This is a genomic window from Paenibacillus polygoni (genome assembly GCF_030263935.1).
Classification (GTDB): Bacteria; Bacillota; Bacilli; order Paenibacillales; family Paenibacillaceae; genus Paenibacillus; species Paenibacillus polygoni.
Genome location: NZ_CP127162.1, coordinates 3,034,410 through 3,051,661, shown reverse-complemented (window position 1 = coordinate 3,051,661; position 17,252 = coordinate 3,034,410). Strand labels below are relative to the sequence as shown.

The 17,252-nt window shown below is 42.0% G+C and carries 17 protein-coding genes; 11 read left to right on the top strand and 6 right to left on the bottom strand.

What is annotated here, in order from left to right; genetic code table 11:
- Positions 1 to 10: 10 nt before the first annotated feature.
- Positions 11 to 1,375 (top strand): LLM class flavin-dependent oxidoreductase, encoded by a 1,365-nt coding sequence (locus QPK24_RS14595; RefSeq protein WP_285742286.1) that lies wholly within the window; start codon positions 11 to 13, stop codon positions 1,373 to 1,375.
- A gap of 262 nt (positions 1,376 to 1,637) precedes the next feature.
- Here QPK24_RS14595 and QPK24_RS23540 read toward each other — a convergent pair whose 3' ends face one another.
- The gene (locus QPK24_RS23540; RefSeq protein ID WP_320416895.1) at positions 1,638 to 2,501 is read right to left on the bottom strand and encodes a cupin domain-containing protein; all 864 of its coding nucleotides are present in this window, start codon (positions 2,499 to 2,501) and stop codon (positions 1,638 to 1,640) included.
- 173 nt (positions 2,502 to 2,674) lie between these two features.
- Positions 2,675 to 4,201, bottom strand: a complete 1,527-nt coding sequence (locus QPK24_RS14585; RefSeq protein ID WP_285742285.1) for a phytoene desaturase family protein — start codon at positions 4,199 to 4,201, stop codon at positions 2,675 to 2,677.
- A 200-nt stretch (positions 4,202 to 4,401) separates the two neighbouring features.
- Between QPK24_RS14585 and QPK24_RS14580 the strand changes: the two genes are divergently transcribed.
- Positions 4,402 to 5,493, top strand: coding sequence for a glycosyltransferase family 2 protein (locus QPK24_RS14580; protein WP_285742283.1), 1,092 nt, complete (start codon positions 4,402 to 4,404; stop codon positions 5,491 to 5,493).
- 63 nt (positions 5,494 to 5,556) lie between these two features.
- Positions 5,557 to 6,078 (top strand): glycosyl-4,4'-diaponeurosporenoate acyltransferase CrtO family protein, encoded by a 522-nt coding sequence (locus tag QPK24_RS14575; protein WP_285742281.1) that lies wholly within the window; start codon positions 5,557 to 5,559, stop codon positions 6,076 to 6,078.
- A gap of 43 nt (positions 6,079 to 6,121) precedes the next feature.
- Here QPK24_RS14575 and QPK24_RS14570 read toward each other — a convergent pair whose 3' ends face one another.
- The 3 genes from QPK24_RS14570 to QPK24_RS14560 all read right to left on the bottom strand — a co-directional run bounded on the left by QPK24_RS14570 (position 6,122) and on the right by QPK24_RS14560 (position 8,826).
- Complete coding sequence (locus QPK24_RS14570; protein WP_285742279.1) at positions 6,122 to 6,700, bottom strand: sugar O-acetyltransferase; 579 nt, start codon at positions 6,698 to 6,700, stop codon at positions 6,122 to 6,124.
- A 169-nt stretch (positions 6,701 to 6,869) separates the two neighbouring features.
- A complete protein-coding gene (locus QPK24_RS14565) occupies positions 6,870 to 7,814 on the bottom strand; it encodes an aldo/keto reductase (protein WP_285742277.1) in 945 nt (314 codons plus the stop codon).
- Between the two features lie 13 nt (positions 7,815 to 7,827).
- Entirely contained in the window at positions 7,828 to 8,826 is a 999-nt protein-coding gene (locus tag QPK24_RS14560; RefSeq protein ID WP_285742275.1) for a Gfo/Idh/MocA family protein, read from the bottom strand.
- Between the two features lie 125 nt (positions 8,827 to 8,951).
- Between QPK24_RS14560 and QPK24_RS14555 the strand changes: the two genes are divergently transcribed.
- The 8 genes from QPK24_RS14555 to QPK24_RS14520 all read left to right on the top strand — a co-directional run bounded on the left by QPK24_RS14555 (position 8,952) and on the right by QPK24_RS14520 (position 16,133).
- Positions 8,952 to 9,791 (top strand): helix-turn-helix transcriptional regulator, encoded by an 840-nt coding sequence (locus tag QPK24_RS14555; RefSeq protein ID WP_285742273.1) that lies wholly within the window; start codon positions 8,952 to 8,954, stop codon positions 9,789 to 9,791.
- A 193-nt stretch (positions 9,792 to 9,984) separates the two neighbouring features.
- Positions 9,985 to 10,473 (top strand): GyrI-like domain-containing protein, encoded by a 489-nt coding sequence (locus QPK24_RS14550; RefSeq protein ID WP_285742271.1) that lies wholly within the window; start codon positions 9,985 to 9,987, stop codon positions 10,471 to 10,473.
- 368 nt (positions 10,474 to 10,841) lie between these two features.
- Positions 10,842 to 11,510, top strand: a complete 669-nt coding sequence (locus QPK24_RS14545; RefSeq protein WP_285742269.1) for an HD domain-containing protein — start codon at positions 10,842 to 10,844, stop codon at positions 11,508 to 11,510.
- Between the two features lie 181 nt (positions 11,511 to 11,691).
- A complete protein-coding gene (locus tag QPK24_RS14540) occupies positions 11,692 to 12,828 on the top strand; it encodes a stalk domain-containing protein (RefSeq protein ID WP_285742267.1) in 1,137 nt (378 codons plus the stop codon).
- A gap of 175 nt (positions 12,829 to 13,003) precedes the next feature.
- Positions 13,004 to 13,195: a hypothetical protein gene (locus QPK24_RS14535; protein ID WP_285742265.1), complete on the top strand. Its 192-nt coding sequence runs from the start codon at positions 13,004 to 13,006 to the stop codon at positions 13,193 to 13,195.
- A gap of 305 nt (positions 13,196 to 13,500) precedes the next feature.
- Positions 13,501 to 13,911, top strand: coding sequence for a hypothetical protein (locus QPK24_RS14530; protein WP_285742263.1), 411 nt, complete (start codon positions 13,501 to 13,503; stop codon positions 13,909 to 13,911).
- A complete protein-coding gene (yidC, locus tag QPK24_RS14525) occupies positions 13,805 to 14,674 on the top strand; it encodes a membrane protein insertase YidC (protein ID WP_285742261.1) in 870 nt (289 codons plus the stop codon). The genes QPK24_RS14530 and yidC overlap by 107 nt, the downstream gene beginning before the upstream one ends.
- Positions 14,675 to 14,802: 128 nt before the next feature.
- A protein-coding gene (locus QPK24_RS14520) for an IS3 family transposase (protein WP_407083019.1) occupies positions 14,803 to 16,133 on the top strand; the annotation gives its coding sequence in 2 pieces (ribosomal slippage) (positions 14,803 to 15,187 and positions 15,187 to 16,133; 1,332 coding nt in all).
- 65 nt (positions 16,134 to 16,198) lie between these two features.
- On the opposite strand, the gene rocF is transcribed toward QPK24_RS14520, so the two are convergent.
- Positions 16,199 to 17,107 carry an arginase gene (gene rocF, locus QPK24_RS14515; RefSeq protein WP_285742259.1) on the bottom strand — a complete coding sequence of 303 codons (909 nt, stop codon included), beginning with the start codon at positions 17,105 to 17,107 and terminating at the stop codon, positions 16,199 to 16,201.
- Positions 17,108 to 17,252: the final 145 nt, after the last annotated feature.

Sequence of the window (17,252 nt, the reverse complement as noted above, 5' to 3'; positions counted from 1 at the left end):
AGGAAGTAAAATGGCACGTAAAGACAAACTGCATCTTGGCGCATTTTTAATGATTCCCGGGCATCATGTGGCTTCATGGAGGTACGAAGACAGCAATGCTAGAGGAGTACTCGATTATGGTTTTTACAGAGAGGTGGCACAAACGGCGGAGCGAGGGAAGTTTGATATGGTTTTCCTCGCTGATGGATATGCAGTGCATGAGCGATTCCCGCTTGCGCTGGAGCAAACGGTTCAGGTGCGGCTCGAGCCGCTGACGCTGTTATCTGCACTTGCTGCAGATACGGAGAATATTGGCCTGGCTGCCACGGTTTCGACCACGTACAATGAACCCTTTCATGTCGCCCGTAAATTTGCTTCCCTAGATTATATCAGCGGCGGACGATCAGCATGGAACGTGGTTACCTCTAATACAGAAGCTGAAGCTCGTAATTTCAGTCTTGAGAAACACCTTCTGCATGAACTGCGATATGAGCGTGCAGAGGAATTCGTTGATGTGGTCAAGCAGCTATGGGATAGCTGGGAGGATGATGCACTGGTTGCGAATAAGGATGAGGCAAAGTTTGCGGATCGGACAAAGATTCACAAGACGGATCATGAAGGCAAATGGTTCTCTGTTCAAGGACCGCTGAATGTGGGCCGTCCCCCTCAAGGTCATCCTGTCATTATCCAAGCGGGAGCTTCAGAACCTGGTAAGGAACTTGCTGCACGTACAGCCGAAGTTATTTTTACAGCTTGGCAGACATTAGAAGAGGCACAGGCTTTTTATAGTGATGTGAAAGGGCGTCTTACCAAATACGGAAGAAAACCATCTGATCTCAAAATAATGCCGGGTGTTTTCCCGATCATTGGCAGAACAGAGGAAGAAGCTCAGGAGAAAAAAGCACGTTTTGAGGAACTTATTCCTGTAGAAGCGGGTGTTGCCCTGTTATCTGGACTCATTAGCTTTGATCTAAGTCCATACCCTGTGGATGGACTGCTGCCTGAGCTGCCTGAACTTGAACAAATCAATGGGGGGAAAAGTCGGTTCCAGTTGTTAAAAAGTTTGGCAGACCGTGAGGGTTTGAGTATTCGGAAGTTGTATCAACATATCGCGGGGGCACGCGGACATCGTGAAATCCTTGGAACGCCAGAGTCCATTGCTGATCAACTGCAAGAATGGTTTGAGAACGGTGCAGCAGACGGTTTTAATATCATGCCGCCATATTTGCCAGGAGGACTTGAGGACTTTGTTGATCTGGTTGTACCTGAGCTGCAGCGGAGAGGTTTGTTCCGTACGAATTATGAAGGTAACACGCTGCGTGACAACCTAGGTCTTACAAGACCTATTAACGGTTACACTTTCAAACCTGCAGAGAGCAAAGCAACAACCGGTTGAAAACCCGCATGATATAAATAGTCGATGAATAAAGAAGACTGCATGTATAAACCGTACCCTATGTAAAGGACATTGTGTAAAAAGCGAAGCAACTTGAATAAGATGCTGTCTGTACTTTACAGGCAACATCTTATTTTAATTACCACCTATCATTTGCTCGGCAGAGCACAATTTGGGCTATGATAATCCAGATCTTTGTGATCTAAAATGCTAGATTCTCGTATACTTTCTTCGTCATATCTGTCCATTGGCTAGTGCTGTTCTAGTATGTTTTATAAGGATGAAGATTCTCCTGCGGAACGTAGTAATTAAAAGGATGGGCCTGGTTCCACCTATAGCCGTCGGAAGAATATCCTTGAGGAGACGAGATTGGATTTTGTGGAAGAGAATAGGCATGCGATAGATATGAGGGATGCGGCGGGTGGGATGAATGAGACGGATTTGATGGATGCGGTGGAGGAGATGAATGAGATGGTTGTGGTGGATACGTTGAAGGAGATGAGTGAGATGGTTGTGCTGGAGGAGATGAATGAGATGAATGAGACGTATGAGTGATAGTCCGGTTTTCAGAGGATGGGTCTGCAGAGTCAGTTCGTTTCTTACATCCGAGCGGAGGTCCTAAAATGATAGATTCCTGAATAGGTGCGACGGCTGCAGCATATTTTTCTTCATCAACACAATAAGCGAGACTCATAATTCCTTTGGGAGTAAAACGTAGAAAATCGGAACCATATACAATATCCGGCGTTGCTTCATCAAAGATCGTAAGAAAGTGAGTGTTGTCTTTCATCGCTACAATCCAGTGAAACCAACCGAGCGGCAACATGGATACTTGGCCGGGTTTTATCCGGTAAGATTTGAGTTTCTGAGTAAAGGGGTCAAATACGGAAGTTACCACCTCACCGCTGATTACAAAAACGAGTTCATTTACATTGGTATGCCAGTGCGGCTGTACGATAAAACCTTTGTTCATATGGATATTGAAAAAACCAGTTTTAATCGCAGGGAGCTGCTCTCCAAAAACTTGTGTAATATAATTATTTGCATCTCGCTTGTAGTTAATGGTCTTGTTTGAATCTGCGCTTAGATTAAGGTTCGGTGATTTTAAAATAGGGTCCTTATTCATTGAGTGGCCTCCGCTTCAGGTATATTTATCTCACACCATATGCAGGCTCAGCAAAGAATGCTCCGCACATCCCCATTTTTCAAGATTTAGGAACCTATCTTAGCCATGCAAAAAAAGCACATGATTCAAATTTTCATAGAACCATGCACTTTAATATCGGGTAAGGAGTCTGTTTATACTGACTTCTTCGTTTTGTGGGGTTTCGCAGCTTTCTTCGTGTTTTCCTTCTCTTTGATTAGATCGGCAGTCAGCTGCCCAGATAGGGTTACCATAGGTACTCCGCCTCCTGGATGTGTGGAACCTCCCACGAAATAAAGGTTGCTCATTAGCTCACTTTGACTTGGTATTTTAAATCCGCCGTTCATTTTGCGGTCTGTGACCACTCCATAGATCGAACCGCCGTTTGATCCATATAAATTTTGAAGGTCATCTGGAATAAAAGTATACTCATATTCAATATGATCACGTATACCTGTAAGCCCCATTCGTTCCAGTTTGTTCAGCACCAGCTCACGGTACTCCTCTTTATAAGCCTGCCAACTTTTGCCCGTCTTCAGCGGCGGTACATGGGTTAAGACAAATAAATTTTCCTTGCCTGACGGAGCCTGCGAGGCATCTGATTTACTGGAAACACCGATATAAACGGTTGGGTCATCAGTCGGAATTCCTTTATTAAATATATCATGGAATTCTTTCTCTGGATTTGCTGAGAAGAAGAAATTGTGATGCTGTAACTGCTCATACGTTTTGTCTACACCAAGGAGCAACACAAGCCCGGAAACGGTTGGTGCATATTTGTTTAATTTTTTCGCTGTACTGATCGCTCCGTTCTGATCTTTGAGCAAGGAATAATAAGTTGGGATAGCCTCTAGGTTAGATACAACGAGATCGGCACCTATCACTGTACCATCTTCGAGGGTTACCCCTGTAGCCGTATGACCTTTGGTATTAATACGGGCCACTTTTGCATTTGTTCTCACGGGAACACCTTGTTCTTCAAGAACGCGCAGCATACCTCTTGCGATATTATACATTCCGCCCTCAACATAGTAGATTCCGAGACCAAGCTGTACATACACAAGCTGGGAAAGTACAGCAGGCGCATGATAGGGAGAGGAGCCGATATACATAATGAAAAAGTCGAACAATTGACGCAAATGTTTATCTTTTACGTATTTTGACGTACTCTGAGACATCGTACGAAGCGGATCCATTGCAAGCAATTCTTTTACGGTATGCATGCCGCGAAGCTCATCGAGTCCAGATATACTCTTACTGTAAATGCTGCTTCGATTGAGATCATAAAGCTTTTGGCAGTACTGTAGATATTTAAAAAACCCTTTTGCATCTTCTTCAGAGACACCCTCGATATTAGACAGCATCTGCGGGAGATCACTTGTGACATCAATAGATACACCATCTTCGAAAAAAGTCCTCCATTGCGGTTCAACGCGAACAAGCTTCATATAGTCTTCTAGTCTTCTCCCAGTACTTTGGAACAATTGTTCAAGAACCCAAGGCATGGTGAGAATGGAGGGACCGGTGTCAAAAGAATAGCCTTTCCCAGAACGAATATTTAGTTTTCCGCCGGCTCGTTCATTCTTCTCAAGAACCTCTACTTCATATCCGTCTGCAGCTAGACGCATGGCACAGGAAAGACCGCCAAGACCGCCGCCGATGACAACTGCTTTTTTACTCATCAGGATTACACCCTTTCTATATCACCATGTAACTGGTTCATTAATATTAATGCTCAAGGCTGTAAATGCATGTTAATTGTATAAATGACATCAGCTCAGGTTCATAATGTTGCTAGTATTTGTTTTTAAGTTCATCTTTTCCGTTTTTTTAAGAGATTAAACCAAGTCCACAACTCCTTAAAAGAAAAGAGGTCTTATAAGTGACCTATGTATGGATCATTGCAGGATGGATTTCCGGCTTACTCATGTTAAGTGGGATGAAGCCTTTAATTCAGCAAACCAAATATAATCGAAGGGACAGGGGAGAGAAGAGAATGGTAGATCAGCTCCCTTCTGTGAGTATCATTATTCCGGCACGGAACGAGGAGGAAAATCTCGCTTCGTTACTACGTTCCCTACAGGAACAAACTGTTTTACCTGCTGAAGTGATCGTTGTTGACGACGGTTCTGTAGATCGAACAGCAGAAGTAGCAGCCTCATATGGAGTAAAGGTAGTAAACCCAGGTGAACTGCCGCAGGGCTGGTTAGGTAAAAATCATGCCTGTGCAAAAGGGGCGAAAGTGGCGAAGGGTGAACTTTTTATATTTCTGGATGCAGATATCACTTTGAGTCCCAATGGGATCGAAATCTTGCTTTCACGTTTTACAGAGGGGCTCTTGTCTGTTCAGCCTTATCATCAGATGATACGTCCATATGAACAGTGGTCCGCTTTTTTTAATGTCATTATCCCGGCCTCCATCGGCAGTGGGAAAGATGGCACAGGCGCGTTTGGTCCTTGTATTGTGTGCAGCAGAGATGCGTATAGGGAAAGCGGCGGTCACGAGCTCGTAAAAGGAGAAATCCTCGATCATCATACACTTGGAAAATGTTTTGCGAGATTAGGATATAAAGTTCGAAATTATATAGGAATATCGGTCTTGTATTTTCGAATGTATCCTGCGGGCTGGAGCTCTTTATGGCGAGGGTGGAGTAAAAGTATGGCATCCGGGGCAGCTGCTACCCGGTTACGTCGGCTCCTGCCGGTAATCATCTGGATCATGGGTATGATCTCTTCCTTCCTTCTTTTAATAGAAAGCTTTTTTACAGGGGGGATTTTGATTGGAATGCTCATCTATGCTCTCTATGCTCTGGAAATAGCCGTGTTACTCAGAAGAGTAGGGAATTTCCACTCGTGGGTATGGAGTTTCTATCCATTGCCGCTATTGTTTTTTCTCATGTTGTTTGTTCGATCTATATTGATGACGTTTGTGAAGAAGAAAGTAAATTGGAAAGATCGGGAGATTGAGCTGTAGTGTTTGAATTGCAGTGTACAGCTTTAACTACAAAAACGATTCATACGGGGGAGGAGCAGGCTGGTGCAAATATGGGAGTGGTCAGGACCGATAACGATAGCGGCTGATATTGCGGCATGGTTTATTCTTCATATGAGCATTTCCTATGTGTTCACTGTTCTACCGGAACGGTGGTTTGATGGGCTGCATTTAACGGCTTCTGGCAAAGAACTTTCATTCTATGATCGTGTTCTGCACATTAGACGATGGAAAAAAAGATTGCCCGATGGAGCGGGATGGGTAGGACAGAATTTTAGGAAGCAGCGAATCGAGCAAAATGACACCGCATACCTTCACATATACCAAAGAGAGGCCTATAGAGGAGAGTGGTGCCACTATATATCCATTTTGCCGGTACCGTTGTTCTTCTTATGGAATGTGCCGGCTGTGGCATGGGGGATGGTGGTGTATGCATTAGCCGCTAATGTACCCTGCATTCTGTCCTTACGTTACAACCGGGCGCGTATTGTTCGAATCTTGCAGCGAAGAGGAAAAGCGATCCCTGCTTATCTAGGTAAGATGGAAGAAGACCCTTTAATGGATTGAAAGGTCTTCTTCGTTTTATTTTGTTTAAAGTAAAATAAAGATGCTAGATCGCGTCTTGACTTACCTCAATTTTCTTCAAAATTCGTGCTGGGTTTCCGCCAACAACCACGTTATCCGGTACATCTTTGGTTACAACTGAACCCGAAGCCACAACTACGTTGTTGCCAATCGTAACACCCGGGTTAATGATGGCGCGTCCTCCAATCCATACTTTGTCTCCAATCGTGACGGGTGCGCCATATTCCTCACCACGGTCGCATCTGGAAGTTGGATCAAGCGGATGTGTTGCTGTGTAGATATGAACCCCTGGACCGAGCAAGCAATATTTTCCTATGTTTACTTCGCATACATCAAGAATGACACAGTCGAAGTTAGCATAGAAATGATCACCTACATGGATATTATAGCCGTAGTCACAGCGGAATGTGGGCTCAACATAGAAATGTTCACCAACGGTGCCAAGTAGTTTCCTCATGATCTCGGCCCGATGTTCCGGGTCATTTTCAGTCGACTGATTATAGATTCTTGTAAGACGTCTTGCCTGTTCACGATCTTGTGTCAATTCAGCATCCCAAGCTAAGTACAGTTCTCCTGCGAGCATTTTTTCTTTTTCTGTCTTCATCGAAAGTTCTCCTTTAATGATTGCTGCCATGCGTAGAAAGATGTCTGTTTCCTATCATTTATTGTTCAGTTTAGTGTACTCAGTCATGAGATGCAATGAATAACGAGTTTAATGAATGACGTGTTAAAGAATGACGTGTTAAAGAATGATAAGTTAAAGAATGATAAGTTTATTGAATAATAGAGTTCGCGGAAAGATCAAGCCACTCTACTTCCTCTCGTGTAAGCTGTATCTCAGCACCTTTTTGGCAGGACTCGAGTTCTGCTGGATTCTGAGCACCGATCAGAGCACAGGTTGGATAAGCTTGATTCAGTACGTAGGCAAGAGCAATCTGGATGGTAGTGACTCCTTTTTTCTTAGCCAGCTCCTCGGCTCTGTGAAGTCGTTCCCAGTTATCGTCATTGTAGAATACACGCACCAAATCCTCATTATCTGTGATTTCAGGCGTATACCGCCCTGTGAAAAATCCTCTTGCTTGGGAAGACCAAGAGAGTACAGGAATTTGGGTTTGTTCATGGAACCTACTTGTCTCTTCATCAACGGAAACACAGCCGTGCCAAAAAGGTTCTTTGGCTTTGGCTAGACTAAGATTAGGACTGCTGAAGGTAAAGCCTTGCAGCCCGTTTGTTTCCGCATAGTGATTTGCTTCCTGAATTCGTTCCCACGTCCAATTTGACGCGCCGATAGCTCCGATCCGCCCTGCGTCAATATGTTCATTCAGCGCCTCAATAATATGTTCAACAGGAATAGATACATCATCCCGGTGAAGACCATATAGTTCAATATGATCTGTCCCAAGCCGTTCTAGACTTACAGACAGGTCATGGTCAATTGCTGCTTTATGAACTCTTGCTCCCGAACGATCCGGATGAGCACCTTTGGTAAAAATAACGATCTCGTCACGATTATTCATTTCTTTCAGATACCGGCCGATAACTTCTTCACTTTGTCCGCCGCAATAAATATGAGCAGTGTCAATGGTATTTCCGCCAATCGCAAGGAACGCATTAAGGTTGGTTACGACCTGATCATAGTTGTCATGACGAAAATAATCCGTTCCTTTAATGAGCCGTGAGACAGGTTTGCGAGAACCTTTGATCGTTATTTTTTCCATGGACAGTTCCTCCCTATAGTTCAATTCGTTTCCGTTGCTCGGCTGAGCGCAGGGCAGATTCCAGTACTTTCATGTTAAAAACAGCATCTTGTGGATCAAACTTAGGCTTGCTTCCATCCAGTACAACATCAGCAAAATCATCAGCCATTAAGGAATAATGATTCACACGTGGGACTTCTACCACTCGATTACCGAGTTTTCCTGTAATGGAGAAGGATGAATCGGTGTCTTTATCACTCGCAAAAGCAGAAGGGACTTTGATTACGCCGTCTGTGCCGAGTACTTCCATTTCATTCCGGAAGGCAGCCCACATTCCACAGTCAAAGATGAGAGAGATGGAATTCGGGAATTCAACAAAACCTGAAGTCATCATGTCTACTCCGCCATGCTTCTCTGAGAACAATGCTTGTGCAGTTACCGCCTCCGGTTCTTGACCAATAAGAAGTCTTGCTACGCTGATCGGATAGCAGCCGACATCGTAAAGCGAACCGCCGCCCCAATCTTTATGATAACGAATATTTTCGGTGCTCGCGGCACTATTAAAAGTAAAGTTCGCATGAATTCCGCGCAGCTCTCCAATCTCTCCAGAATGAATAGCATCTTGAATCATTTGATACCTAGGGTGGTGCCGATACATGAATGCTTCAGCAAGATGAACACCAGCTTTTTGACATGCATCCACCATTTTCTCAGCTTCTGCTGCATTCAGTGCAATCGGCTTTTCGCATAAAATATGTTTACCGGCTTCTGCCGCACGTAAAGTCCACTCAAGATGGAGATGATTCGGCAGCGGAATATATACTGCATCAATATCGTCACTGGCGAGTAATGCTTCATAACTTCCAAAAGCGTTTTCGATATGTAACTCTTTTGCGGCCTCATCTGCTTTTTCTTGATTGCGGCTTGCTATGGCAACCACTTCATTTCGGATGGATCCGCGAATCCCTGGAATTACCGATCTTTTCGCAATACTGGCTGTTCCAAGAATGCCCCAACGTAACGTTTGATTCATGTTTATACCACCTTCTGATATATTATTATCATGATATTGTCATTGTATTGAATTCTATTCAAATTTAAAATGATAATATTTTGCAGTTTATTAACACAATATTGTCTTTATAAGGGAGACCAGCGATGGAACGCCAAAGTCACTTAGTTACGATAACGGATCAGCAATTTTTTTGTTACCCTGAGTCTGTCGGCATGTTTAGCAATACCCCGAAACATTCGGTAACCCGTGGAAAAGGGGCCCTAAACAATTTTAACATCCATTTTGTAGCAGCTGGCAAAGGTTATGTGGAGATGGAGGGGGCTGTATACGAACTCGAAGCAGGTGACGCCTTTTTGTACTTTCCTTTACAGGAACAGAGGTACTACAGTAGTACAAGTGAACCTTGGGATATTAGATGGGTACATTTTTATGGAAGCAGCAGTTTAACGGACTATATGCTTGGACGCGGGTTTCAGGATCACCGCATCTGGACGCTCCGTCAGCCGGAAGGGTGGAAGAAAGCGCATCTTCATCTGCTAACCGAAGCAGAGAATCATAAAATGCTAAACCCGACTATTCTGTCTACACTAACCTATGCTGTAATTACGGAGTTTGTCCATCAAGCAGAAGCGCATACGAAGAGCAGAACGGGACGTTCTACGGACCGAATTACGAAACTGCTGCCTAAAATTCAAAAAGAAGCGGCAAGTCCGTTTATTTTAGAAGATTGGGCGGAAGAAGCAGGGGTTAGTGTTCATTATTTTTGTAAATTATTTAAAAAAGCGATGCAAATGACGCCAATGGATTTTATAACGCAGTGCCGTATTCAAATGGCGAAGCAAGCATTGCTGGAACATACAGATAGAACAATCGGTCAGATTGCTTCCGAAACCGGATATCCAAGCGCCAGTTATTTTAATCGTCGGTTTCTTGAACATGAAGGGATGACGCCAACCGAATATCGGAGATTATTTGGAAAATAACATGGAGTTATCTGGATAAAATGAATTAGATTACGGAATGTGTTCAGATAACGGGATGTGTTTAGTGGTGCGGGAAGAGTCTGAACAAAAATTTGATGTTTGTATTATGGGAACATTTGTTCTATAATGAGGAAGTTGAATTGTTGAGCTATAAATTTCCTATCAGTCCGTAATCTAGGAGGCGCTGCTATTTATGTCAAGTCTACTGAGTAAGAAAGAGGTCATCCGTCATCGTGAATTTCGTTTCTTAGGTATGGCAGCTGAGACCAACAACCAAGCTGAATTCAAGGGAGAAGGGGTTATTCCTTCGCTATGGTCTGATTTTTATGCAAACCATGTACTAGAACGTATACCAAACAAAATAAATTCATCCATGATTGCCTTATATACGAATTATGAATCAGATGAGACCGGTGCCTATACATTTGCGCTTGGAACAGAGGTTGTAGAAGGACACGATGTCCCTTCCGGTTTAGAAGAATGGGTAGTTCCTGAGTCCAAATATGTGGTGTTTACGACCCGTAGAGGTCCGGTACAAGAAGTTGTTGTTGAGGCTTGGCAAGAGATATGGGAATGGTCTAAATATAACGAGCGGGCATTTCAGTTTGATTTTGAGTTATATGACCTGCGTTCAGTCGATCCTATGAATGGCCAAGTCGATATTTATATCTCCGTTAAGTAATGAACTAGCTGCTGATTGAACTCGAATGCCGGCAGGTATGTAACGCAGCTTTGTTATTGTTCCTCCTCTTTGTTTCTATTAAAAAATAAGACCCGCCATAAAAGTTAATATAAGTATTTACAGTTACATAGATACACCAGGTGACCTTAGCAGCAACTGATGAAATAATTGTTCCAATTCGTTATGTTCTTCCGCTAAATAAAGTGTGACCTCATTACGCTTCACTGCCGTTCTCTAGTTTATGCCTTTATGCTTTTTCTAGCTGCAGTCATGATCACTCTAGAACTATGGATTCATAAACAAGCAAATACCGCCTGCAAAATGTTATATTATTCTTGTATATAATCGTATAGAGCAGGAGACAGGATATGAATCAAAAGGTACTTACACAACAAGAAGAAGCTTTGCTTGAAGCAGCGGAAGCATATGTAAAGAAAGAACTTAGCGGAGAAGGGACAGGGCACGACTATTGGCACATCTACCGTGTTGTTCAGACAGCAGAGAAAATCGCGATCGCAGAAGGAGCGAATCTATATATCTGCAAACTGGCTGCTTATTTGCACGATATCGCAGACGAGAAACTGAATCCTTCCAAAGAAGCGGGGATGGCTAAGGTAGACACATGGCTTAAAGAACATCACGTATCTGATGAAGATCGCTCGCATGTACTCGAGATTATTGGGAATATGTCTTATAATGGCGGTCATAATCCGCCTATGAGTACGCTTGAAGGCAAGGTTGTTCAAGATGCCGATCGGCTGGATGCAATTGGTGCGATTTCTGTGGCTAGAGCTTTTGTATATGCCGGTTCTAAAGGACATTTAATCTATGATCCAGACATAAAACCGAGAGAAGACATGACACAGGAACAGTATCGTACAGGCAAAAATACAGCAATTAATCATTTCTATGAGAAACTTCTAAAGCTCAAGGACTTAATGAACACCAAACATGGAATTGAACTTGCTGAAAAAAGGCATGAGTTTATGGAACAATACCTAGATCAATTCTTTAAGGAATGGGAAGGAAACGTTTAAAAAACAGCAATTTATTTAACTAACATAATTGCTTATCATGCCCCTAAGAATAGACTACGCATTTAATTCACAAAATGCATAGTCTATTTTATTTTCCCAATCTCTGAAACAAAATTCGCGTAACAACGTTATATGTTTTATGTATGGTTACAGTACAGAGAATGAAGGGAGAGAAGGGTAGATGAAGAGATCACAAGTTCTTAAGATAGGGACAGCTGTTATTGCAGCAAGTCTATTATTCACATCCCAGCCCGTACAAGGAGCTGCTGCTTCAAGTCCTTCCTACGAACTAGTATTAGATTCAGGGAGTGTTATTGAAGGAAAAGCAGTAATCAAGCAAGGGGTATCTTATTTGCCGCTTCTGCAGATCAGTAAGGATCTTTCATTATCCGCTTCATTAGATCAATCAGGAAAAAGAGTTACGGTCCTCAGTCCCACCATGAATGTAGCAGTTAGACTAAACAGTAAGCAGGCAGTAGTTAATGGCAAGGGAACTACGATGTCAGCCGCTCCTTTTAAGAATGGACAAGAGATATACGTACCCGCTTCTTTTCTTGTATCCGCACTGCAGGGAGAAGGACTGACATATGACCGCTTGGCAAAGAAGTTATCCGCTACGGGTATCTATTCGGGGAATGATTCCAGCGTTTATGGTGGACTGCGGTACGAGATTAGCCAGGATGGCAAACTTTTTACAACCAACGCAAAGGGAAAGAAAAATCAACTTTATGATTTTAAAAAAGAAATATATCGTCAGCCCGTGTATCAATTTACGAAAACAGCGAAAGGTCTTGTTATATTGAATATCTCTGATTATTATGGGGAGCCCATGCTGAATAAGCAGACTTTTACGGTTGTCATTAAGAATGGCGCTGTCATTAGACAGAGCTATGTGAAGTATTTCAATCGTTTCGAAGAAAATGCAGTTCTTTCTGTAAATAAGAAGGAAATTATTCTTACGGATGGAGATACATTACGTATACTTGAAGATGGTACAGGGAAAGTTTCTCAAACATACGATTTGAAAAAACTAGGCAGCGAAGAGGATACATACTTCGTAGAAGCGGTGGACAAAGAGTATATTCTTATTCGTCCGAATAAAAAGGGATTGTTAACCTATATTAATCGAGCTACGGGTGAACGGACGTTACTTTACAAAACATTGCTTGGTAAAGCAGATCAGGAATATGCGGAAATCAACGATGTTCCTTTTTTTGGAGATCAAATTAGGTTTACCGAACGTAAAGGGGATACCCTTACTTTTCATATCGGACCTATGACGGGAGAAGCTTCTGATCAGACAATGAAGATTCAGTAGAGTATATAAGCTGCTAAATAGTGAATAGACCTTCTGTTATGCTTCTATAACGGGAGGTCTCACTTATAAATTCAAAAAATACAGTGATATTTTTAATAATGTGAAAATAATCACAAACAATTCCTGCTTCTCATGTTAAATTGAATTCAAGAGATAAAACAAGGAGATGAGAGAAATGAAAGCAACAATCGAAAATGACCAAGTAACCCGGAACTTACTCATGTACTGTTATACTTGTGAAGATGCAACATTTTGTACTACAGAAGAGGAGTGCAGAGCTTGCTGGGCTGACCAAGGATTGTTTGATGCAGAAGTAAATGATGGGGCAGGAGAAACAGAGCAATTTCTACGCATGGTACACATGTAAAGTTAAGAGAGAAACCAACTGTATAGTAATGGAGAACCCAACTGTATTAAATGGAGAACCTACTGTAGAAAGACCATTCCGGTATCATTAAAAAATAGAGATCATACCAGGAATAGAAGTAAGCAAGATAGAGATTGTAGAGAGATGGAGATTATAGAGAGATAGAGATTCACATCATAAAAAATGAATACAATCGTAAAAAGCAGAGAACTCCTGAGGGTCAAAGCAGAGGGGTGTCTGCTTTTTTGGTTTTTATTCATCTGTAAAAAGGATATAATAAGAGTAGGTAAAGGAGGTGAATCCTTTTGTTATGGTTTGAGCTTCAAGAACTTCATGATTTTATTCCCTATTTAGTATCGATTGGTTTGATCTTTGCTGTTACTTGTATTTCATTGTTACATCTCTCAGGCGAACTTCGTAGACTGGGTGTGCAAGGCGAAGCCGTGTGGCCTGAATACGTTCCAGAACCGATGCCGTCGGATGCCGATATTTTTGTAACATCCGTTATTTTGCTCCTTCGAAGATATAAAATATCGCCTGATGATGATTCTGATAAGTACCACTCCTCGTTATTGAACGATGTAAAACACAATAACGAGGAGGATATACATGACAAAGACAAAAGGATTCTTTCCTATTCAAAAACGGACGGTGCGGATTTACGCTATACTAGCAAGTTTACTAGCGGTGTTTTTACTTTCGGGTTGCAGCTCTAATGTGAGTGAAATCAGCAGTACAACACCAGGGTTCTTTAATCACTATATTGTCTTTCCGATTTCTTATATCACACAGCATTTGGCGGGATGGTTTAACGGCAGTTATGGGCTGGCCATTATTGCGCTGACACTCATCGTTCGGCTGTTATTATTTCCGCTCATGATGCGCCAATCGAAATCACAGCAGAAAATGAAACTTGTGATGAAGGCAATGCAGCCTGAACTCGATGCGCTGAAAAAAAGCTATGAGAATAAGAAAGATACAGCCAGTCAGCAAAAAATGCAGCAAGAAATGATGGAACTTTATAAAAAGCATCAGTTTAACCCGCTTAATATTGGCTGTCTGCCTATATTAATTCAACTGCCGATTCTTTCGGGAGTGTATACTGCGATTCGGCTTATGCCGGATATGAGCAGTCACTCGTTTTTATGGTTTAAACTCGGGGAACCAGATATGATTCTGGCACTCATTGTAGCTGCTATTTACTTGCTCCAATCTCGGATATCTATGCAAGGAATGCCAGCAGAACAGAAGAAACAAATGGCCATCATGGGCTACATTTCACCGATTATGATGGCATTCTTCTCCATGAGTGCACCTGCAGCAATTCCGCTGTACTGGATGGCAGGCGGTACATTCCTTATTTTCCAGACACTTTTATTCCGTAAAATGTATCCGGTAGATCAAGGAACAGGTAGTACGGAAGCAATATCACTTCCTGGTTCAAAGTCGAAGAAAACAAAAGATCCTAATCCCGCATAATATAAACATTAAAAAGGACAGCTTCCCGATAAAATGTACCCTATAAGATAGACACTTTGAAAAAAGTCATCTTATTAGGGTGCATTTTTGTTTATAATCAAGAAAAAACGAGCGGTGGGGTAACTGAAATGACAAAGAAAATATTCACAAACCAACAACAGGCACAATTAAAATTAAATCCGTATGTCAAAAACGTGAGTGCAAAAGCCATTACGTACACAGAAGAATTTAAAGGATTTTTCATTGATGAATATGACAAAGGAAAAATCCCGAGTGAAATTTTTCTGGAGGCTGGTTTTGACATTGGAGCCCTTGGTCTTACACGGATTCATAAAGCTTCGAATCGTTGGCGTTCGGCTTATCAAGATCACGGGCTCATCGGATTAGAAGATGCCAGAAAACATGCGTCAGGTCGCCCTTTAGAGCGTGAATTAAGTCTAGAAGAAAAATATGCCCGCTTAGAAGCAAAGCTGAACTTGGTAGAAGCAGAAAACGAATTCTTAAAAAAGCTCGATCTACTCGAAAGGCAGATGAGAAAAAAGAAATAAACATAACGACTACACAAAAATTCGAGTTGATTCATCAAATCATCGATAAATATCAATTAAAACGTATCGTGCGGTATCTTTGCCAAATCGCCCATGTTTCACGTTCAGGCTATTATCGCTATTTCAGTAAAGAAGCAATGCAGGCTCGTCAGAAACAGGATGAAGCAGATGAAGTAGTAAAAGAAATCATTTTGAAGGCATACCATTTCCGGGGAAGAAAGAAGGGTGCACGGCAAATCAAAATGACGTTAAAAAATCAATACGGTATCACCTACAATCTTAAGCGGATCCGTCGTGTGATGAATAAATTTAATATCTACTGCCCTATTCGCAAAGCGAATCCTGCACGCCGTATGGCAAAAGCAACAAAAGAACATCGATCCTGTGAAAACAAGTTAAACCGAAAATTTAAGCAAGGTCTGGCTGGTAAAGTACTGTTAACAGATATTACGTATTTAACTTATGGGAAAGGAAATCGAGCCTATTTATCTACAATTAAAGACGCTGAAACCAATGAAATTCTCGCCTATGAGGTCTCTTCTACGCTGAGTTTAAAGATTGCAATAAACACACTTCATCAACTAAAGAAACATCGTCATCTAACCAACGATGCGTTTATTCATTCGGATCAAGGATTTCACTATACAAATCCGCAATTCCAAAAGCTTGTGAAGAATCTAGGATTAGGTCAATCGATGTCTCGTAGAGGAAACTGTTGGGACAACGCGCCACAAGAATCATTCTTTGGGCATTTTAAAGATGAAACAAATATAAAAGCATGTGCAACGTTAGAAGAAGTAAAAAAAGAAATTAAGAGCTACATGATTTACTACAATCATTATCGAGGGCAATGGAATTTAAAGAAGCTGCCGCCTGCAAAATACAGACAGCAGCTTAAAGAAGTTGGCTAACCTTTTATTAAATGTCCTTTACAAGGGGTACATTTTACGATGGGGAACGCTGTTCTTTTTTATGTTTAGAGTATACGTTCACCAAGAAGTGATCCAATAAGACCGACAAGGAGCTCGGAAGAACGCTCATGATCGTCAAAAAGGGGATTGTTCTCTACGATTTCAGCTGAAGTAAGAATGCTGGATTCGTAGAGCATTTCCATAGCAAGGTGGACTTCCCGGTAACTAAGCCCTCCAGGGACCGGAGTACCTGTCGCCGGAGCAATCTGCGGATCTATACTGTCAATATCAAAAGAAAGATGGACACCATCTGTTCCAGACGAGGAAATACGAATGGCTTCTTGCATGACATGCGCCATACCAAGTTTGTCAATATCATGCATCGTAAAGCAAGTAATACCTTCTCTACGAATCAATTCTCTCTCTCCATGATCAATTGATCTTGCCCCTACGATAACGACATCTTTGGGATCGATGGTCGATTTTAAGCCGCCAATGGATGTAAGCTTTGGATCTCCCATTCCTAGATTAACCGCTAGAGACATGCCATGAATATTACCAGAAGGAGTAGTGAGGGGCGTGTTTAAATCCGAATGTGCATCCATCCAGATGATTCCTAGATTCTGATAATGTTTTCTAAGTCCACTGATCGTTCCAATCGCAATACTGTGATCTCCGCCAAGGATAAGGGGGAAAACTCCATTTTTAGATATACGGTATACCTCGTCAGCAAGTTTGGAATGGATCCTTATATTCTCGTTTAGATAGTTTAATCGTGGGGAACTTGAATACCTTTCTTCTATAAAAGGGGGGAAGTGAACTTCGTGGATCGTGTGTTTCATTTGGAGAGAATGAAGTTTGTTTACAAGTCCTGCCTTCAAAATGGCTTCTGGTCCGAGTTTTGTTCCTCGCTGACTCGCTCCAAGATCAAAGGGGACAGTCAAAATAGATACAGGGGTATTTGGATTTTTCATTACCTTGCCAACCTCCTCAAGACTTGAATAAATTCCTGTTTAAGATCCCGAAGAAGTAACGTAAAGGCTGTCTATCTTTTTTAATAACTTATTCAGATTTTGGTTAACACGTTCACTTCTTTTCAATGTATTTTGCAGCAGGGCA